Source organism: Streptomyces odontomachicola, assembly GCF_039605595.1.
Lineage (GTDB): Bacteria > Actinomycetota > Actinomycetes > Streptomycetales > Streptomycetaceae > Streptomyces.
The window spans coordinates 537040-552592 of sequence record NZ_JBCFOK010000002.1; the positions used below are offsets into that span (position 1 = coordinate 537040).

The 15553-nt window shown below is 72.6% G+C and carries 14 protein-coding genes and 1 pseudogene; 7 read left to right on the forward strand and 8 right to left on the reverse strand.

Annotated features, from left to right (window positions below):
• The first annotated feature begins 278 nt into the window (after positions 1-278).
• On the forward strand, positions 279-554 hold the full coding sequence (locus ABEE00_RS05155) for a hypothetical protein (protein ID WP_345744016.1): 276 nt from the start codon (positions 279-281) through the stop codon (positions 552-554).
• 148 nt (positions 555-702) lie between these two features.
• On the opposite strand, the gene ABEE00_RS05160 is transcribed toward ABEE00_RS05155, so the two are convergent.
• The 3 genes from ABEE00_RS05160 to ABEE00_RS05170 form a co-directional block, all read right to left on the reverse strand.
• Positions 703-1401, reverse strand: a complete 699-nt coding sequence (locus tag ABEE00_RS05160) for a hypothetical protein (RefSeq protein WP_345744017.1) — start codon at positions 1399-1401, stop codon at positions 703-705.
• 248 nt (positions 1402-1649) lie between these two features.
• On the reverse strand, positions 1650-2327 hold the full coding sequence (locus ABEE00_RS05165) for a response regulator transcription factor (protein WP_345744018.1): 678 nt from the start codon (positions 2325-2327) through the stop codon (positions 1650-1652).
• A complete protein-coding gene (locus ABEE00_RS05170) occupies positions 2324-3676 on the reverse strand; it encodes a sensor histidine kinase (protein ID WP_345744019.1) in 1353 nt (450 codons plus the stop codon). The genes ABEE00_RS05165 and ABEE00_RS05170 overlap by 4 nt, the downstream gene beginning before the upstream one ends.
• 256 nt (positions 3677-3932) lie before the next feature.
• Between ABEE00_RS05170 and ABEE00_RS05175 the strand changes: the two genes are divergently transcribed.
• Both ABEE00_RS05175 and ABEE00_RS05180 read left to right on the forward strand, forming a co-directional pair.
• Complete coding sequence (locus ABEE00_RS05175; protein WP_345744020.1) at positions 3933-4625, forward strand: ankyrin repeat domain-containing protein; 693 nt, start codon at positions 3933-3935, stop codon at positions 4623-4625.
• A gap of 359 nt (positions 4626-4984) precedes the next feature.
• The gene (locus ABEE00_RS05180) at positions 4985-6547 is read left to right on the forward strand and encodes a DHA2 family efflux MFS transporter permease subunit (protein ID WP_345744021.1); all 1563 of its coding nucleotides are present in this window, start codon (positions 4985-4987) and stop codon (positions 6545-6547) included.
• A gap of 110 nt (positions 6548-6657) precedes the next feature.
• On the opposite strand, the gene ABEE00_RS05185 is transcribed toward ABEE00_RS05180, so the two are convergent.
• Positions 6658-7062, reverse strand: a complete 405-nt coding sequence (locus ABEE00_RS05185; RefSeq protein WP_345744022.1) for a nuclear transport factor 2 family protein — start codon at positions 7060-7062, stop codon at positions 6658-6660.
• Positions 7063-7177: 115 nt separating this feature from the next.
• Between ABEE00_RS05185 and ABEE00_RS05190 the strand changes: the two are divergent.
• From ABEE00_RS05190 to ABEE00_RS05200, 3 genes and pseudogenes are all read left to right on the forward strand, one after another.
• Positions 7178-7501 (forward strand): annotated as a pseudogene (locus ABEE00_RS05190) (LbetaH domain-containing protein); the annotation flags it as partial.
• Positions 7502-7743: 242 nt separating this feature from the next.
• Positions 7744-8880 carry an FAD-dependent oxidoreductase gene (locus ABEE00_RS05195; RefSeq protein ID WP_345744023.1) on the forward strand — a complete coding sequence of 379 codons (1137 nt, stop codon included), beginning with the start codon at positions 7744-7746 and terminating at the stop codon, positions 8878-8880.
• A gap of 584 nt (positions 8881-9464) precedes the next feature.
• Entirely contained in the window at positions 9465-9956 is a 492-nt protein-coding gene (locus tag ABEE00_RS05200; RefSeq protein ID WP_345744072.1) for a DinB family protein, read from the forward strand.
• Between the two features lie 48 nt (positions 9957-10004).
• On the opposite strand, the gene ABEE00_RS05205 is transcribed toward ABEE00_RS05200, so the two are convergent.
• From ABEE00_RS05205 to ABEE00_RS05220, 4 genes are all read right to left on the reverse strand, one after another.
• A complete protein-coding gene (locus ABEE00_RS05205; RefSeq protein WP_345744024.1) occupies positions 10005-10229 on the reverse strand; it encodes a hypothetical protein in 225 nt (74 codons plus the stop codon).
• A 168-nt stretch (positions 10230-10397) separates the two neighbouring features.
• Entirely contained in the window at positions 10398-11822 is a 1425-nt protein-coding gene (locus ABEE00_RS05210; RefSeq protein WP_345744025.1) for an amino acid permease, read from the reverse strand.
• A 225-nt stretch (positions 11823-12047) separates the two neighbouring features.
• Entirely contained in the window at positions 12048-12803 is a 756-nt protein-coding gene (gene hutC / locus ABEE00_RS05215; RefSeq protein ID WP_345744026.1) for a histidine utilization repressor, read from the reverse strand.
• Between the two features lie 206 nt (positions 12804-13009).
• On the reverse strand, positions 13010-13675 hold the full coding sequence (locus ABEE00_RS05220) for an SH3 domain-containing protein (protein WP_345744027.1): 666 nt from the start codon (positions 13673-13675) through the stop codon (positions 13010-13012).
• A 459-nt stretch (positions 13676-14134) separates the two neighbouring features.
• On the opposite strand from ABEE00_RS05220, the gene ABEE00_RS05225 reads away from it, so the two are divergent.
• A complete protein-coding gene (locus ABEE00_RS05225; RefSeq protein WP_345744028.1) occupies positions 14135-15424 on the forward strand; it encodes a diacylglycerol/lipid kinase family protein in 1290 nt (429 codons plus the stop codon).
• Positions 15425-15553 lie beyond the last annotated feature (129 nt).

Genomic DNA, 15553 nt, shown 5'->3' on the forward strand with positions numbered 1-15553 from the left:
GCATCTCCCGGAGGTGGGCGCGGACGGGACCACCTCACCCTTCCGTCCCGCGCGCGCCGGGCCCATACGGCAATCGGGCCATTCGGTACGGGGGTTGGCCCCCGTGACGCGGGGGACGTTTCCCCTACGGGGCAGGAGTGAGTGGCCGATGCAGCCGTTCCGGTGGAGCGGACACTTGCGCAACCTTTAAAGTGATCGTCGTGTCGAACACGATCGGTGAGCCGGAGAGCAGCCGTGCTGCGGAGAGAAACGCGGGGAGAAACGGTGGGGCGGAGATCATGAGCCCGCAGGAGCCGAGCGGAGGACCGGGCGAGGGGGTGCGCGGGGAGCCGCGGGTGGGCCCGCGCGACGAGCAGGCCGTGCTCGACGGCGGCCCCGCCGACGGCATGCGTGTCCGCGTGACGGGGCGTCCCCAGGTCATGCAGGTCGGCTACCCGTGCGCGGTGGAGGAGCCGCGCGACGGCGTACGCGTCGAGGCCCTGTACGTGTACCGCCTGGACCCCAAGTCGGCCGACGGGCCGCTGCGTTACGGATTCGACCGCGCCAGTCCTTGAGTCGGGCCGGTCCATGAACCGTGCCGGTCCTTGAGGGCGCCTGAAGTGAGGGCGCCTGAAGTGAGGGTCCGGTGGGGGATCACGGAGCGGCCGGACCGCGCGATCCCCCACCGAACCCTCAGCGCTCTCAGGGGCGCCCGGAACTCCCTCAGGCGCGCCCGGAGTTGATGCCGCGCCGGATGCGTCCGCCCCTCGCGGTGGCCGCGGCCTCGCCGCCGCGGGTCTCCTCGCCGCGGACCTCCTGGCCGCAGCGCCGGAGGACGTAGGGGCGCAGCCCGCGCTCCAGGAGTGCGCGCTGCCACGCCTCGCGGGCCCGCGCCACCTCGGGGTCGGCGGCAGCCGCGGCCGAGCGCTCGGGCGCCGAGCCGTTCCGCACCGCCGCGGTCAGCACCCACAGCAGTCCCACCAGCACGGTGACCAGGGCGACTGCGGCGGCGATCAGGCCCACCGTCACCAGGTTCCCTGCGAGGGCCTGCTGTGCGCCGGCGAGCCGCAGCACGAGCCCGAGCAGCAGGAAGAGCACGGCGGCGACGGCCGTGAGGCTTGGCACCAGCACACCCAGCGCGGGCAGCACGCCGCCGGTGCGGGCCGCGCTCCCGGTGGCGCGCGGCGAGGGGAGGGTCATGGTCTTGCGGGCGCGCAGCCTGCGGTAGTCGCGGTATTCGCGGGCCGCGACGGACGCGATGGCCGCGCGCTCCCCGAGCGCCCCTGACCGCAACTGATCGGTGTCAGGGGCCTCTTCCGCCCGCTGCACCGCCTCCCTTACCTCTTCGGACTCCAGTGTCTGGTCCAGGATGCGCTCGAAGTCGGGCCGGTCGGCCTTCTTGAGATCTTCTGGAACGCGCACGAGAAATGCCCCCCGATGCATGCGAGACGACGTCGGCTTGCCGGTACCGCCCGGTCACACCACCGGACGAAACGAACCCCAGAAGGCCAGGTTAGTGCAATGCTTGCTACATTGCGCAACTGTGCGCCGTACGGTGGGTGTTGAAAGCCGGGGTATCAGGTGCTGCGGGCCCGGTGCCAGGGGTGCGCAGAGAGTTCCGTGCGTCGGCCAACTTTCCTCACACCGACGTTTCCTGGCGCCGACGTCCGTCACGGCAGGAGCCGTTGCTCCTTCGCCACCGCGACGGCTCCCGCGCGGGTGTCCACGCCGAGCTTGTCGTAGATGCGCCCCAGGTGCGTCTTGACCGTCGCCTCGCTCAGGAACAGCGCCTTGGCGATGTCCCTGTTGGACAGGCCCCGCGCCAACTGCCCGAGGATGTCCCGCTCACGGGCGGTCAGCGTGGGGCGCGGGCTGCGCATGTTGGTCATCACCCGCTGCGCGACGGGCGCGGACAGCGCGGTGCGCCCCTCGGCCGCGCTGCGGATCGCGGCGAACAGCTCCTCGGGCCGCTCGGCCTTGAGCAGATAGCCGGTCGCGCCCGCCTCGATGGCGCGGGTGACGTCCGCGTCGGTGTCGTACGTGGTCAGCACCAGTACGTGCACGGCCCCACCGGACTCGGCCGTGATGCGGCGGGTGGCCTCCACGCCGTCCATGCCGCCGCCCAGCTGAAGGTCCATCAGCACCACGTCGGGGGAGAGCCGCGCCGCGAGCGCCACGGCCTCCTCCCCGCTGCCCGCCTCGCCCGCCACCGTGATCCCGGGCGCGCTGGACAGCAGAGCGAGCAGCCCTGCACGCACCACGGCGTGATCGTCGCAGAGCACCAGCCGTACGGCGTCGGCACCGGCGAGGGCGGGGACGGAGTCCGCTGGCGAATCCGAGCTGGTCATGACGCGGGAACCTCCATGGAACCGGAACCGTTACTCGTACGCAGCGGTACGGCGGCCGACACCACCGTGCCGTCGCCCGGCGCGGACTCGACGGTGAGGGTGCCGCCGAGCTGGCGCACCCGTGCGCGGATCGCGGGCAGCCCGTGGCCGCGCACCCCGGCCGAGCGGGCGGCCACCGCCTCCGCGTCGAAGCCCGCGCCGTCGTCCGCGACGTCCAGGCGCACCTGGTCGCCGAGGAAGGTGAGGGTCAGCGCCGCGCGGCCGGCGCCCGAGTGCTCGCGCACATTGGCGAGCGCGCCCTGCGCGATGCGCAGCAGCGCGGACTCGATGCGGTCCGGCAGCGCCCGGTCCGCCGGGGAGCCGTCGACATGGCACTCCACCTGGCAGGAGCCGTCCGACTCGCGCGCCGCCAGATCGCGCAGCGCCGCCTCCAGGCCACCGCCCCCGGCAAGGCCGGCGGGGGAGAGGTCGTGCACGAAGGCGCGGGCCTCGGCGAGATTGCGCCCGGCGACCTCGGCCGCACCGCGTACATGCTCCCTGGCCCGGTCCGGTTCGCTCTCCCACACGCGGTCGGCGGCCTGGAGCAGCATCTGCTGACTGGACAGGCCCTGGGCCAGGGTGTCGTGGATCTCCATGGACAGCCGCTGCCGCTCGGCGAGTGTGCCCTCGCGCCGCTCGGTGGCGGCGAGTTCCCGCCGGGTGCGGATGAGATCGCCGATGAGCGCGGCCTGCCGCACCGCCTGCCGGTCCATGTACGCGAAGACCGCGGTGGCCAGCGCCGCGACGGCGGGCGGTCCCACCACCAGATCCAGGTCGAAGCGCTGCGCCAGCCGCAGTTGGGCGAAGACCACGAACCCCGTGAACAGCGCCACCAGCACGTACGCCGCCGGCAGCGGCAGGGTGCGCAGCGCCGTGTAGAAGAGGGGCACGGCGCACCACGCGAAGCTCGGTGCGAGCGCCACCAGTACCGCCCACACCACGACCAGCGCGCACAGCCACAGCAGGCGGGGGAGCGGGGGCCGGCCGCGGCCGGGCGACAGCCGCACGGCGTCGATGGGGCCGGCCAGGTCTTCCGCGGTGTCCGACCGGTGCTCCGGCGCCTCGGGCACGGCGAAGACCGGTCCGCCGAGCACCTGCCCCAGTACGTAGAGGAGCGCGAGGACACCGGCCAGGGCCAGCACCGCCGGCGCGTCCGGCGCGTCGCCGTGCCGGGTCGCGTAGCGGGCCAGCGCGGAGCCGAGCAGCAGGAAGAACGCCAGGTGCACCACGAGCGCGGGCCACAGGACCCACCCGCCCGGCGCTCCCACTGGCCTGCCGCCGCCGGAGGCGGAACGGCTGCTCGACGGCATGAACGCTCCTTTCCGGCGTGTGCTCTGTGTGTGCTGCGGCTTCTGAGCTGGGGAAACACTTCCATTGTCGCTCTGTGCGCGAGCGGTGGGGTCAACCGTTCGGATGACCCGTGCTGCGGGCCCCGAGGCGCAGGGTGGAGGGGCGGCGCCCGTGCCTCCCGCCCCGTACGCTGCCGTCCCGCGCGCACGCCACGCCCCACCCACACTCCCCACCCGCACGCACGCAAGCACCACAGCAGAACCCAGGAGTCACCCCATGCCCAAGAAGGCAGCGTCCCCCGCCGACCGCGCCCTGCTGGAGGCCGCGCGCAGCGGCGGTGCCGAGGCCGTGCGCACGGCGCTGGCCGACGGCGCCGACCTGGAGGCGCGGGACGTCCACGGCCGCACCGCGCTCCTGCGCGCCGCGCTCGCCGACCGCGTGGAGGCCGCGCGCGAACTGGTCGCCGCAGGGGCCGACGTCAACGCCCAGGACGCGCGCCACGACAGCGCATGGCTGGCCACCGGGGTCACCGGGAGCGTGCCGATGATGCGGGCGCTGCTCCCCGGCGGCCCCGACGTGACGCTCACCAACCGCTTCGGCGGGGTCTCGGTGATCCCCGCGAGCGAGCGCGGCCACGTGGAGTACGTACGCGCCGTACTGGCCGAGACCCGCATCGACGTGAACCACGTCAACAGGCTCGGCTGGACCGCGCTGTTGGAGGCCGTGATCCTCGGCGACGGCGGGCGCACCCACCAGGAGGTCGCCGAGATCCTGCTCGCCGCCGGCGCCGACCCGCTGCTCCCGGACGGCGAGGGCGTCACGCCCCGCGCCCACGCCGAGCGCCGCGGCTTCCACACCCTCGCCGACCTGCTGCGGCGGGCCGAGGACGGAGCCGGGTGCCCAGGGGAGGACGGAGCCGGGGACGTGGCCGGTCACGCGGCCGAGGACGGAGCCGGGCGCGGCGAATAAAGCGGTCGCGGAGCACCGTGCCGCTGAGGCTAGAGTGGGTGTTCGGCTCCGCGCGTCCGGGGGAGACGGGGGAGGGGGCTTTCGACGACGGCGCGCGACGGCCGGTACGAGCTGCCGACGGAGCGGTTCCGCGACGCATCGCGAGCCCGCAAGGACGTGAACGGCCCCGGGATGCCGTAGGCCGTACGCACGGACCGCGGACGTCCCACGGCGCAGGCGAACACCGGGGACGCCCCCGGGATGTCGTACGCCACATCGGGAATGCCGCACCCCGCCCGTCCGCTCTTGTGCCCGAACGCGGCTCACCCGAGCCCACCATGCTCGACGCCCGGCGGTTCCCCGCTCCCCGAGGAGCCGCGGTGCCGTCACCGGCCATGTACGACTCCTGTGAGGTGTGCTTCTCCATGACCGACCCCGTCTCTACCGGGGCCGCGGACTCCGCGCGTGCCCAGATACCGGCGCGCGCCGCCGTCTTGATCGCCGTGCTGGTCGCCTCGGCATTCGTGATGATCCTCAACGAGACGATCCTGAGCGTCGCGCTGCGCGACCTCACCGTGGACCTGGACGTCTCCACCACCACCGTGCAGTGGCTGACCAGCGGCTTCCTGCTGACCATGGCGGTGGTCATCCCCATCACCGGCTTCCTGCTGGAACGCTTCACCGCCCGGCAGGTCTTCCTCGCCTCGCTCACCTTCTTCAGCCTCGGCACGCTCGTCAGCGCCCTCGCGCCCGGCTTCCCCGTGCTGCTGGCCGGCCGCGTCGTCCAGGCCTGCGGCACCGCCGTCATGATCCCGCTCCTGATGACCTCGGTCATGCGCCTCGTACCCTCCGAGAAGCGCGGCGCGACCATGGGCACCATCAGCATCGTCATCGCGGTCGCCCCCGCCATCGGGCCCACCGTCGGCGGCGCGATCCTCGGATCGCTGGGCTGGCGCTGGATGTTCTGGATCGTGCTGCCCCTCGCCCTCGCCGCGCTGGCGGTCGGCGCGGTGCGGATGCGCCTGGACAGCGAGACCCGCAAGGTGCCGCTCGACGTGCTGTCGGTGCTGCTGTCCGCCATCGGCTTCGGCGGCGTTCTGTACGGGCTGGCCTCGGTGGGCGAGTCCGGCGGCGGCGAGCACGCCGTCGCGCCGTGGATGCCGATCGCCGTGGGGCTCGTGTCGCTGGCCGTCTTCGTCCTGCGTCAACTGCGGCTCCAGCGCCAGGACCGCGCGCTGCTCGACCTGCGCCCCTTCACCAGCCGCACGTTCTCCGTCGCGCTGGTCCTCTCCGCGCTGCTGTTCATGTGCCTGCTGGGCATCGGCTCGATCCTGCTGCCGCTGTACCTCCAGACCGTGCTGCACACCAGCACCTTCACCAGCGGCCTCGCGGTGCTGCCCGGCGGCCTGCTGCTCGGCCTGCTCGGCCGGCCCGTCGGGCGGCTCTTCGACCGCTTCGGCGCCCGGCCCCTGGTGATCCCCGGCGCGCTGGCCATGGCGGTCTCGCTGTGGCTGTTCACGCTGCTCGGCTCGCACTCGTCCCTCGGCGCGGTCATCGCGGCCCACATCCTGCTGATGGCGGGGCTCGGGCTGATGATGACGCCGCTGATGACGGAGTCGCTGGGTTCGCTGCCCGACCACCTGCACTCGCACGGCAGCGCCATCCTCGCCACGCTCCAGCAGGTCGCGGGCGCCTTCGGCACCGCCGTGTTCGTCACCGTCGCCTCGCTGGGCAGCTCTGCGGCCTCCGGATCGCCGGACGCCGACGGCCTGCGCACCGCGTTCATGGCCGCAGGATGCATCGGCGTGCTCGCCTTCGCGGCCTCCCTCTTCCTGCGCGGCAAGGCCCGCACCGCCGCCCCCGCCGAGGCCGTACGGGAGACCGGCAGCGGCGAGGGGGAGCGCGACGCACGGACCCCGAGCACGGTGGGGCCCGAGGCGTAACCCCTGGTCCCGCACGGGAATTCGCCGGTACGGCATGAGAACGCCCCTGTTCGTCACTCGACGGGCCGGGGCGTTCTCGCGTACGGGGCTACGGGTTCGATGCCTGACGCTCACTCCGCTCCGGGCGGCACGGGCGTGGCCTGGTGGTAGTACATCCGCCACCCCGCCCGCGCATCCCTCCTCCAGAGCGAACTGCGCCGCGCATGCACGCCGCCGATCCTCGTCTCGTACGTCAGATGCACCAGGCCCGGCGCGAGCGGCACACCGGTCAGCCGCTCCGGTACGCAGGCCGGCTCGTCTCCCTCGGCGCCCGGCAGTCCGGGCAGGTCGTCGAGCATCTGCGCGTAGGTCCAGCGCCGCCCCGAGGAACCGACCTCGACGAAGTCCGGGTCGAGCAACTCCCGCGCCAGCGCGGGCGAACGGCGCACCCGCGGCTCCAACAGCCGCAGTTCCGCGGCGATCGCCTCCCGTACGGCGGTGTCGTGCCTAGCACCGGCATGTGTGTCCTCATCCATGGCTCTATGCTCGCGCTCTGAACGGCCGTTCCCGGCCCGCCGGTTGCGTTGTACCGAGCCCCTGCACCCCTCATGACCTCCGGCCCCATCCATCCCGGAAAGGGATCCGTCACCCATGCCCCTCAGACCGGCAGATCCGGACCCGAACGCTCTGCACCCGATGCCCGAACAGCCCCGCGTGGTGCTGCTCAAGCCGCTGGTGACCTCGCCGTTGATCGAGGTCGGGGAGTTCTCGTACTACGACGATCCGGACGACCCGACCGCGTTCGAGACCCGCAACGTGCTCTACCACTACGGGCCCGAGAAGCTCGTCATCGGGAAGTTCTGCGCGCTGGGCGAGGGCACGCGGTTCGTGATGAACGGCGCCAACCACCGCATGGACGGCCCCTCCACCTTCCCGTTCCCCGTCATGGGTGGTCCCTGGGCCGAGCACTTCGACGCCTGGCTTCGCGATCGCTCCACCCCGCGCACCTGCCCCGCTCACCCCCCTCGACCGGGAAGCGCCGCTCGACGACCTGGACCCTTTACGCGACCTGACCGGCGGGGCACACGTGGTCGCCGTCGGCGAGAACTCCCACTTCACCCTCACGCTCGGAGCGCCCGACTCGGAGGGGACGCCGCCGACACCCTCCGCCGCTCCGGCCCCCCAGGCCCCCTGAGCACGTGTGATAGACGACGAGGATGACCCTGAGCACAGATGTCGTGGTGATCGGCGCCGGGCTCACCGGCGCCTCGGCCGCCTGGGCCATCAGCCGGGCCGGGCGTTCCGTCGTGTTGCTGGAGGCCCGTGGGTTCGGGCACCGGCAGGGGAGTTCGCACGGGACGGAACGGATCTTCCGGCGGGTCTACCCCGACCCCCACTACCTCGCGCTGACCGGGCAGGCCGAACGGAGCTGGCACACCCTCGAGGCCGACGCGGGTACGCACCTGCTCCGCGTCACCGGCGGCATCGACCACGGCGCGGGCCGCGATGTGCCGGACCTCGCCCGCCTGCTGACGGCGGAGGGCGTACGCCACGAAGTGCTCACTCCGGAGCAGGCCGCGGAGCGCTGGCCCGGATTCGCCTTCGGCGGCCCCGTACTCCACCAGCCCGACGCGGGGGTGATCGACGCGGACGCGACCGTCGCCACCCTGCTGGAAACGGCGCGGCGGCGGGGCGCCCGTACCCTCGAACACGCCCCGGTGGAGGCCGTCGAGACGGCCGGCAACCACGCCGTCGTGCACCCCGCGGGCGGCGCCGAGCCCATCCTGGCGCGCCGGGTCGTGCTGGCCGTGGGCGGCTGGCTCCCGGAACTCGCGCCCGGAATCCCCGTACGGCTGCCGCCACTTGAGGTCACTCAGCAGCAGGTCTACCACTTCGCGCAGCGCGACCCGCGGGCCGTGTGGCCGACGCTGGTGCACGACGAGGGCATGCTCGTGTACGGGCTGCCCTCCGGCGCGGACGGCGGCCCGCGCCCCGCCGTCAAGGTCGCCCGCCACCACGGAGGCACCCGGACCACCGCGAGCGGCCGCACCGGCGTGGTGGATGCCGCCGACCGGGAGCGGGTGACGGCGTACGTACGGGACTGGCTTCCCGGCCTGCACCCCGAACCGGTGGCGGAGGCGACCTGCCTCTACACGAGCACGGCGGACGAGGACTTCGTACTGGACCGGCGCGGCCCGCTGGTCGTGGCCTCGCCGTGCTCGGGGCACGGGGCGAAGTTCGCGCCGCTGCTGGGGGAGATGATCCGGGATCTGGCGGTGTACGACGCCGCGGCACACCCCCGCTTCGCCCTCGATCGTCCGGGGCCGGCGCGACCGGTGGGACAGCGGGTGTGACACCGGGGATGTCGCGGGCGCTGAGAGGTGCATACGCGGGAGTACCACCCGGACACCCCAACGACGTGGCGAGGGTAGGAAGTTGAGCGGCAATCGGTTAGACGGAGAAGGGCCCGTGGGCGGAGCGGGCCGCGATCGTTCCGTACTGGACCGCGACGAACACCGCTGCCGATGGCGCGAACACGGCGCGGTCTGCGGCCGCCACGCGGACCGCATAGGCCCGATAGGCCCCGTGGGCCTCACCACGGAACAGCGCCCCGAGCACTGGCAGGCGCTGTGCGCCGAGCACTTTCGGTCGCAGGGCGCCGGACCGGGGGCGCTGTTGCCGCCGCCGGCGCTTTGGCCGCACGGGCCATAGGGGCGACTTCGGTGTGGCCCCGGCGCCCATGCACACCTGTTCACACCTGCTCCGTGGGCTGCCGGGGCTCGTCCTCCACGACCTCGGCGAGCCCGCTGACCTGGCCAAACGGCGATTGTCGTACCCGGGTGGCAGGATCTCTTACGTGAACGAGAATCCCTCTGTGAACGAGAATTCAAGCGCGACGCACGACGACGTGCCCCTCCCGCAGGCCCCCGAGCGCGGCATGCCGCCCCTGAAGGCGGACGAGCGGGAAACCCTGTCCGGCTGGCTCGACTTCTACCGGGACACCCTCGCCCTCAAGTGCCAGGGCCTGACCGAGGAGCAGCTCAGCACGGTGGCGCTGGCCCCCTCGGAGCTCACGCTGCGGGGACTGGTGCAGCACATGGCCGAGGTCGAACGGAACTGGTTCCGCCGCGTGCTGGCCGGCGAGGACGCCCCGCCGATCCACGACCCGGAGGCCGACCCGGACGCCACGGACGGCGGCTTCGCGCTCTCGGCCGACGGCAGCTTCGCGCAGGCGTTCCGCACTTGGCAGGGGGAGATAAAGACGGCCCGGGCGAACTGCGCGGCCCGCGGCCTGGAGGACACCGTCCCCTTCATGGGCGGCGAGGTGACGCTCCGGTGGATCCACTCGCACATGATCGCCGAGTACGCCCGCCACTGCGGCCACGCCGACCTGCTCCGCGAACACATCGACGGCCAGACGGGGGTGTAGGGGACTGCCGACGTAAAGGGTGCGGGGCGTGCGCGGGCTCGGCGCCGTTCAGCGCAGGACGACCATCACGGCCGCGGCGAGCATGATGCCCGCGGAGACGCACACCATGACCTCGCGCAGGATCCACGCGAGGCGTGACTCTCCCGTGCCCTGAGAGAAAGGTTCCTGTCGAGGACGGGGCGGGGGAGTGCGCTCGGTTTCGCTGAGGGCGGGCTCCAGCCAGTACGCACCCCACAGCCGTGCTCCGTTCGTGCTCGCCTCAAAGGGTTCCATGCACGGAACAACGTTTCTTCGCCGCGCGCGGAACGGCACCGAAGCACTCCGCAACCGAATCGAGATCCGCACCGAACTGCCCGCGGTCGGCAGCCTCTTGGCACGCGCGGGAGCCGGGACGATCCTGCTGTCCCGGCTCCCGTACGGACCTGCGTCGCCGACTGGCGACTACTGACGGCCGGAGGTGACGGCCTCCGCTTCGTCCGTCGCCACTCCGTCCGCGTCGGAACGGGTGGCGAGGTGACGGCGGACCCAGAGGAAGTAGACGGCCGTGAGGAGGGCCAGCCATACGACGCCGACCACCAGGGCGACGCGGGTGCTCTCGTACACGCCCAGCACCACCATCACCCCGGCCATGAAGACGAGCGTGGCGATCTGCCCGTACGGCCAGAAGGGCGCGGGGAACTTCAGCGCGGCCTGCTCCTCGGCCGACATGTCACGCCGGGCCTTCACCTGCGTCAGCACGATCATCACCCACACCCAGACGGTGGCGAAGGTCGCGATGGAGGAGATGATCAGGAAGATCTGGTCGGGGATGAGGTAGTTCATCAGGACGCCCAGGAGGAGCGCGCCGGTCACGATGACGGTGGTCACCCACGGCACGCCGCTGCGGGTGAGCCGGCGCATGACGGCGGGGCCCTGCCCGCGCTCGGAGAGGCCGAACATCATGCGGCCCGCGGCGAAGATGTCGCTGTTGATGGCCGAGAGCGCGGCGGTGAGGACGACGAGGTTCAGCACGGCGGCCGCCGACTTGAGGCCGACGCCGACGAAGATCTCCACGAAGGGGCTGCCCGAATTCCCGACGGTCTGCCAGGGGTTGACCGTCATGATGACGGCGAGGGTCAGCACGTAGAAGAGGATGATCCGCACCGGGATGGAGTTGACCGCGCTCGGGATGGTCTTCTCCGGCGCGTCCGCCTCGCCCGCCGTGACGCCGATGATCTCCGTGCCGCCGAAGGCGAACATGACGACGGCGAAGGAGATGATGAAGCCGTGGGCGCCGTTGGCGAAGAAGCCGCCGTTCTCCCACAGGTTCGAGATGCCGACGTGTGCCTGGCCGCTGCCGATGCCGAAGACGATCACGGCGATGCCCGCGAGGATCATCGCGATGATCGCCACGATCTTCACCAGCGAGAGCCAGAACTCCAGCTCGCCGAAGAGCTTGACGCTCACGAGGTTGAGCGCCCCGATGAGCAGCACGGCGGCCAGCACCCAGATCCAGCGCGGCACGTCGGGGAACCAGAAGGCCATGTAGACGCCCACGGCCGTGATGTCGGCGATGCAGACGATGACCATCTCGAACGCGTACGTCCAGCCGGTCGTGAAGCCGGCCAGCGGGCCGAGGTGCTTCGTGGCGTACTCGCCGAAGGAACCGGCGCTCGGGTTGCTGACGGCCATCTCGCCGAGCGAGCGCAGGACGAGGAAGACGGCGGCGCCGCCGATCAGATAGGCCAGGAGCACGGCGGGCCCCGCGGCCTTGATGGACTCCGACGACCCGTAGAAGAGGCCGGTGCCGATCGCCGAACCCAGGGCGATGAAGCGGATGTGCCGGGACCTGAGCCCTCTGCTCAGCGTCTTCTTTTCAGTGGCCAACTGTGCCCTCCCATGGGACCAGCAGAGATGTGAGGTGTCGGGCGATCGTGTGGGAGGTGTGGGGCCTCGTGGCCGGGAACGCCGTGCACCGTGGAAGCACCCTGTATATTCCTGTATAGACAGGCGTTGTCAAGAGGTTGTCCGGTGAATGAACATCAGGTCGCGCGCCGAGTCTTGGTCGCGCGGTCCTCACATGGCCCCTGACGGGACCTCTCACCCAGTCGTTCACTGCGCGTCGAAGCCGCCCTCGAGCCGGTAGCGGGAGCCGGGGTGGAGCAGCCGCGCGATGCTCACCAGCGCGCCCTGCGACCAGGTGCGGCGGTGTATCAGCAGGCAGGGCTCCGAGCGGTCGACGCGCAGGAGATCGCACTCCTCCTCCGAGGGCAGCACCGCCTCGACGATGTGCTCGCCGCGGTCGAGCGGAGCGACCTCGGACAGGAAGGTGTACGGGGTACGGGTGGTGAAGTCCTGTTCCAGATAGCCGGGCGCGAAGGCCGGGTTGACGTAGCGGTCCTCGAGCTGGATGACCACGCCGTCCTCGCTGTGCACCACGCGCGAGTGGTAGACGGGCCGCCCCCTGGCGACGCCGAGTTCCGCGCCGGCGGAGGGTCCGGCCGGCTCCTCGCGTACGGAGAGCACGCGCGCGTCGTAGCGGTGGCCGCGGCGGCGTACCTCCTCGGCGATGTTGTGCACCTCGACCAGTCCGGAACTGCCCTTGACCTGCGCCACGAAGCTGCCCACGCCCATGACCCGGCGGATCAGCCCCTCGGCCGCCAGCTCGCGCAGCGCGCGGTTGACCGTCATCCGCGAGAGGCCGAGCGAGGCGACGAACTGGCTCTCCGAGGGCAGCGCGTCGCCCTCGCGCCAGCGGCCGCCGGCGATCTGCCCGGACACCAGATCCTTCACCCGCTGGTACGCGGGGCCCGCGTTCGGCGCGCGCTCCTCGTACAGCCGGGCGAGATCCGCAGCATTTACGGCCAAGCCCCTCACCACTCCCGTCGCTGTCCGTTCCCGCGTGCCGCCGCCCAGGAATTGTAGGCGAGGCCGAAACGGTGCTTTGAGGCGGATAAGCGCTGCTCAGCGGCGGGCGGACGGTTTGTGGCGATGCGCGTGCGGCAGGCCGGTGACGAGGGTGACGTGGCCGGAACGTGGTGTGGACCGTCCCGGCGCGGGCTGTCCCGGGGCGGTCAGCAGCGGGGGATGGTGGTGAGGTTCTTCGCCCAGCGGGCCGCCACCCAGCCGCGGCCGTCGGCCGTCTTGTACCAGAGCGAATTGCCCTTCACGTTGCTGCCGTTGACCTTGCAGGTCACGCGGAACGTCCGGCCCGAGGACAGTGAGCCGGCCTTCCGGTAATTCACGCCGGGGCCGCTGCGAATGTTCAGCGCGGTGCGGGAGACGACGCGCGCATTGTTCTTCCGCTTCTGGCACGTGTCGCATTTCCCGGGCGAGCCCTGCGGGTCGACCCGCAGCAGCGGGGTGGTGTGCGTGGGAGGGCCTTCCTCGTGGTGGTCGTGCGCGGAGAGCAGAGCTTCGGTGAGCGTGGCGAGTTCGGCGCGGGCGGGTGCCTCGGGTTCCCAGTGGGAGGAGCCGTACGGGTCGTCCAGCAGGGCGCGCAAGGGGAGGCGCGGCGGGAAGTCGGGGGTGAACATCACCAGGCGTGCCCGTAGTTGGGGCGCGGGGGAGTAGCGGTGCACCTGATCGGGGCGTACCCACAGGACCGTGGCGGGCCGGCAGTCGTGCCCGACGAAGTCGATCATGTGGGCGCCCTCGCCTCCGGTGTCGAAGAGGAGCAGGTGGAAGTCGAGGCGCTGCGGTACGCCGACGCGGTGGCCGTCGAGCGTGCCGATGTCCATGCCCAGGGCGGGGCAGTGCGGGTTGCGGCAACCGAGATCGCTGATGGTCCCGGCTCCCCGCCCGCCGTGTCCGCCGGCTCGGGCTCCGAGGCGCAGCGCTCTGAGCAGGCCCCGGCTTCCAGGCCGGTGCCGGGTCCGGTACGAGAAGGCACCCCGCCGCTCACGATCAAGGTCGGCCCCGCCCGCGGCGCCCCCAGCCCTCCGCGGGTGCAGGACGGCGACATCTCGCCGTGGACGGCCGCCTGACCCCCGTACGGGAGCCGCCTCTCGGTCATGGCCGAACAAAGATCCGTAAACATCAGGTAATGTCGATAGTTCGCGGCTTGCGGAGATCGATGACGACTCGTACGGGAATGTCCGAAGCGAATCCGTCATCGGGGCCGGACCAGAGCGAGATCCGGAAGCCGCGCCAGGACTCAGTACCAGCAAACCCAGCACCAGCAAACAGGGAGGACCGGGATGGAGGTGGGTCGTGCTTTCGCGGCGGCCGCCGGTGCCGTCCTCGGCGGGCGTCCCGCGCGCAAGGGCGCGGTGCGGGCGCTGCTCGCCGTCCCCCTGGCGAAACCGGTCGGCGACCTGCTGGTCCGTATGGTGTGCCGGGCCCCCGGCGCCGGAAGCGGGCACTCCGCGGCGGCGGGCGCCCTCGCCGTGGCCTCCGCCGGCTCCACGCCGCGCGCGGTCACGTTCGCCGCGGCCGCCGTGGCCGGAGCGGGCCTGGGCAAGCGCGCGCTCTCGGCGGAGCACGGGGCGCGGGAGGCCGGTGCGGGCGCCGCGGCCGGACTCCTGTGCGGATACGCGGCCCGGCGGCTATGGCGCCCCTCCGGCGCTGATCACCCGGCGGCCACGGGGCCCGTGCGGTACCCGAGCCCCGGCACGCAGGGCGCTGGAGTCGCCGTGGTCGTCAGCCCCGGCGCCCGGCGCAGCCGGCGGGCCGCGGAGGCGGTGCGCGCCGCCCTGCCCGAGGCGGAGCTGCGGTTCCCCGGGGCGGGCGCGAGCCTCCCCGAGGTACGGGAAGTGGCCGCGCGCGGCGCCCAGGCTTTGGCGGTGGCGGGCGGGGACGGTTCCGTCGCGGCCGGCGCCGCGGCGGCGCGCCGTCACCGCGTACCGCTGCCGGCCGTCCCGGCGGGCACGTTCGACGACTTCGCCCGCAGCCTCGGCCCGGCCACGCCGGAACAGGCACTCCGGGGCCACCGCGCGGGCACCGCTGCCCTCGTACGCGTGGCCCCGGCGACGGACAGCGCCCAGGACCGGGGCGTGCTGAACACCCTGGGCTTCGGCGCGTACCGCAGGCTGGTCGAACACCGTCGCAGCCGCGAACGCCTGTGGGGAAAGTGGCCGGCGGCGCTGGCGGGCCTGGCGTCCGTACTGCGCCACCGGCCGGAGACCGTACGCGTCGACGGTGTGCCGCACCGGGTGTGGCCGGGGTTCGTCGGCGTCGGGCGCTACCGCTCGCACGGTCTGACCCCCGCGCACCGGGAACGGCTCGACGAAGGCGTCCTCGACGTGCGGCTCCTGACCGCCCCGGCTCCAGAGGAGCGGGGAGACGGGTCACGGCTGAGGGCGCTGTGGGGCGCGCTGGCCGGACCGTACGGAGGGCCGAGCCGTTACCTCGCGTGGACGGCGGAGACCCTCACGCTCCAGCCGGAGGAGGACAGGCCGCTGATCGTCGACGGCGAGCCGGTGACCCCCGGCGGGCCGGTCACGATCACGGCCGGGGACACGGAGATCACCGTCTTCCGTCCCGCCTGATCCTCCGCCCCTGCCTGACCCAGGCCGTGCCGCCGCGAGGCACGGCGCCCCACCCCCAGAGCCGCAGGCCACGCCTCGGCCATCCCGCGCGACGCCCGACGACGAGCGTGCGCGCGGCACCGGACGACG

What these genes read in the sequence shown, in the direction of transcription:
- ABEE00_RS05200 (WP_345744072.1), top strand. Translation starts at nt 9,465, where the DNA reads ATGCCGCCCCTGAAGGCGGACGAGCGGGAAACCCTGTCCGGCTGGCTC.
- ABEE00_RS05175 (WP_345744020.1), top strand. Translation starts at nt 3,933, where the DNA reads ATGCCCAAGAAGGCAGCGTCCCCCGCCGACCGCGCCCTGCTGGAGGCC.
- ABEE00_RS05185 (WP_345744022.1), bottom strand. Translation starts at nt 7,062, where the DNA reads ATGGATGAGGACACACATGCCGGTGCTAGGCACGACACCGCCGTACGG.
- ABEE00_RS05220 (WP_345744027.1), bottom strand. Translation starts at nt 13,675, where the DNA reads ATGGACATCGGCACGCTCGACGGCCACCGCGTCGGCGTACCGCAGCGC.
- ABEE00_RS05170 (WP_345744019.1), bottom strand. Translation starts at nt 3,676, where the DNA reads ATGCCGTCGAGCAGCCGTTCCGCCTCCGGCGGCGGCAGGCCAGTGGGA.
- ABEE00_RS05225 (WP_345744028.1), top strand. Translation starts at nt 14,135, where the DNA reads ATGGAGGTGGGTCGTGCTTTCGCGGCGGCCGCCGGTGCCGTCCTCGGC.
- ABEE00_RS05195 (WP_345744023.1), top strand. Translation starts at nt 7,744, where the DNA reads ATGACCCTGAGCACAGATGTCGTGGTGATCGGCGCCGGGCTCACCGGC.
- ABEE00_RS05155 (WP_345744016.1), top strand. Translation starts at nt 279, where the DNA reads ATGAGCCCGCAGGAGCCGAGCGGAGGACCGGGCGAGGGGGTGCGCGGG.
- ABEE00_RS05205 (WP_345744024.1), bottom strand. Translation starts at nt 10,229, where the DNA reads ATGGAACCCTTTGAGGCGAGCACGAACGGAGCACGGCTGTGGGGTGCG.
- ABEE00_RS05165 (WP_345744018.1), bottom strand. Translation starts at nt 2,327, where the DNA reads ATGACCAGCTCGGATTCGCCAGCGGACTCCGTCCCCGCCCTCGCCGGT.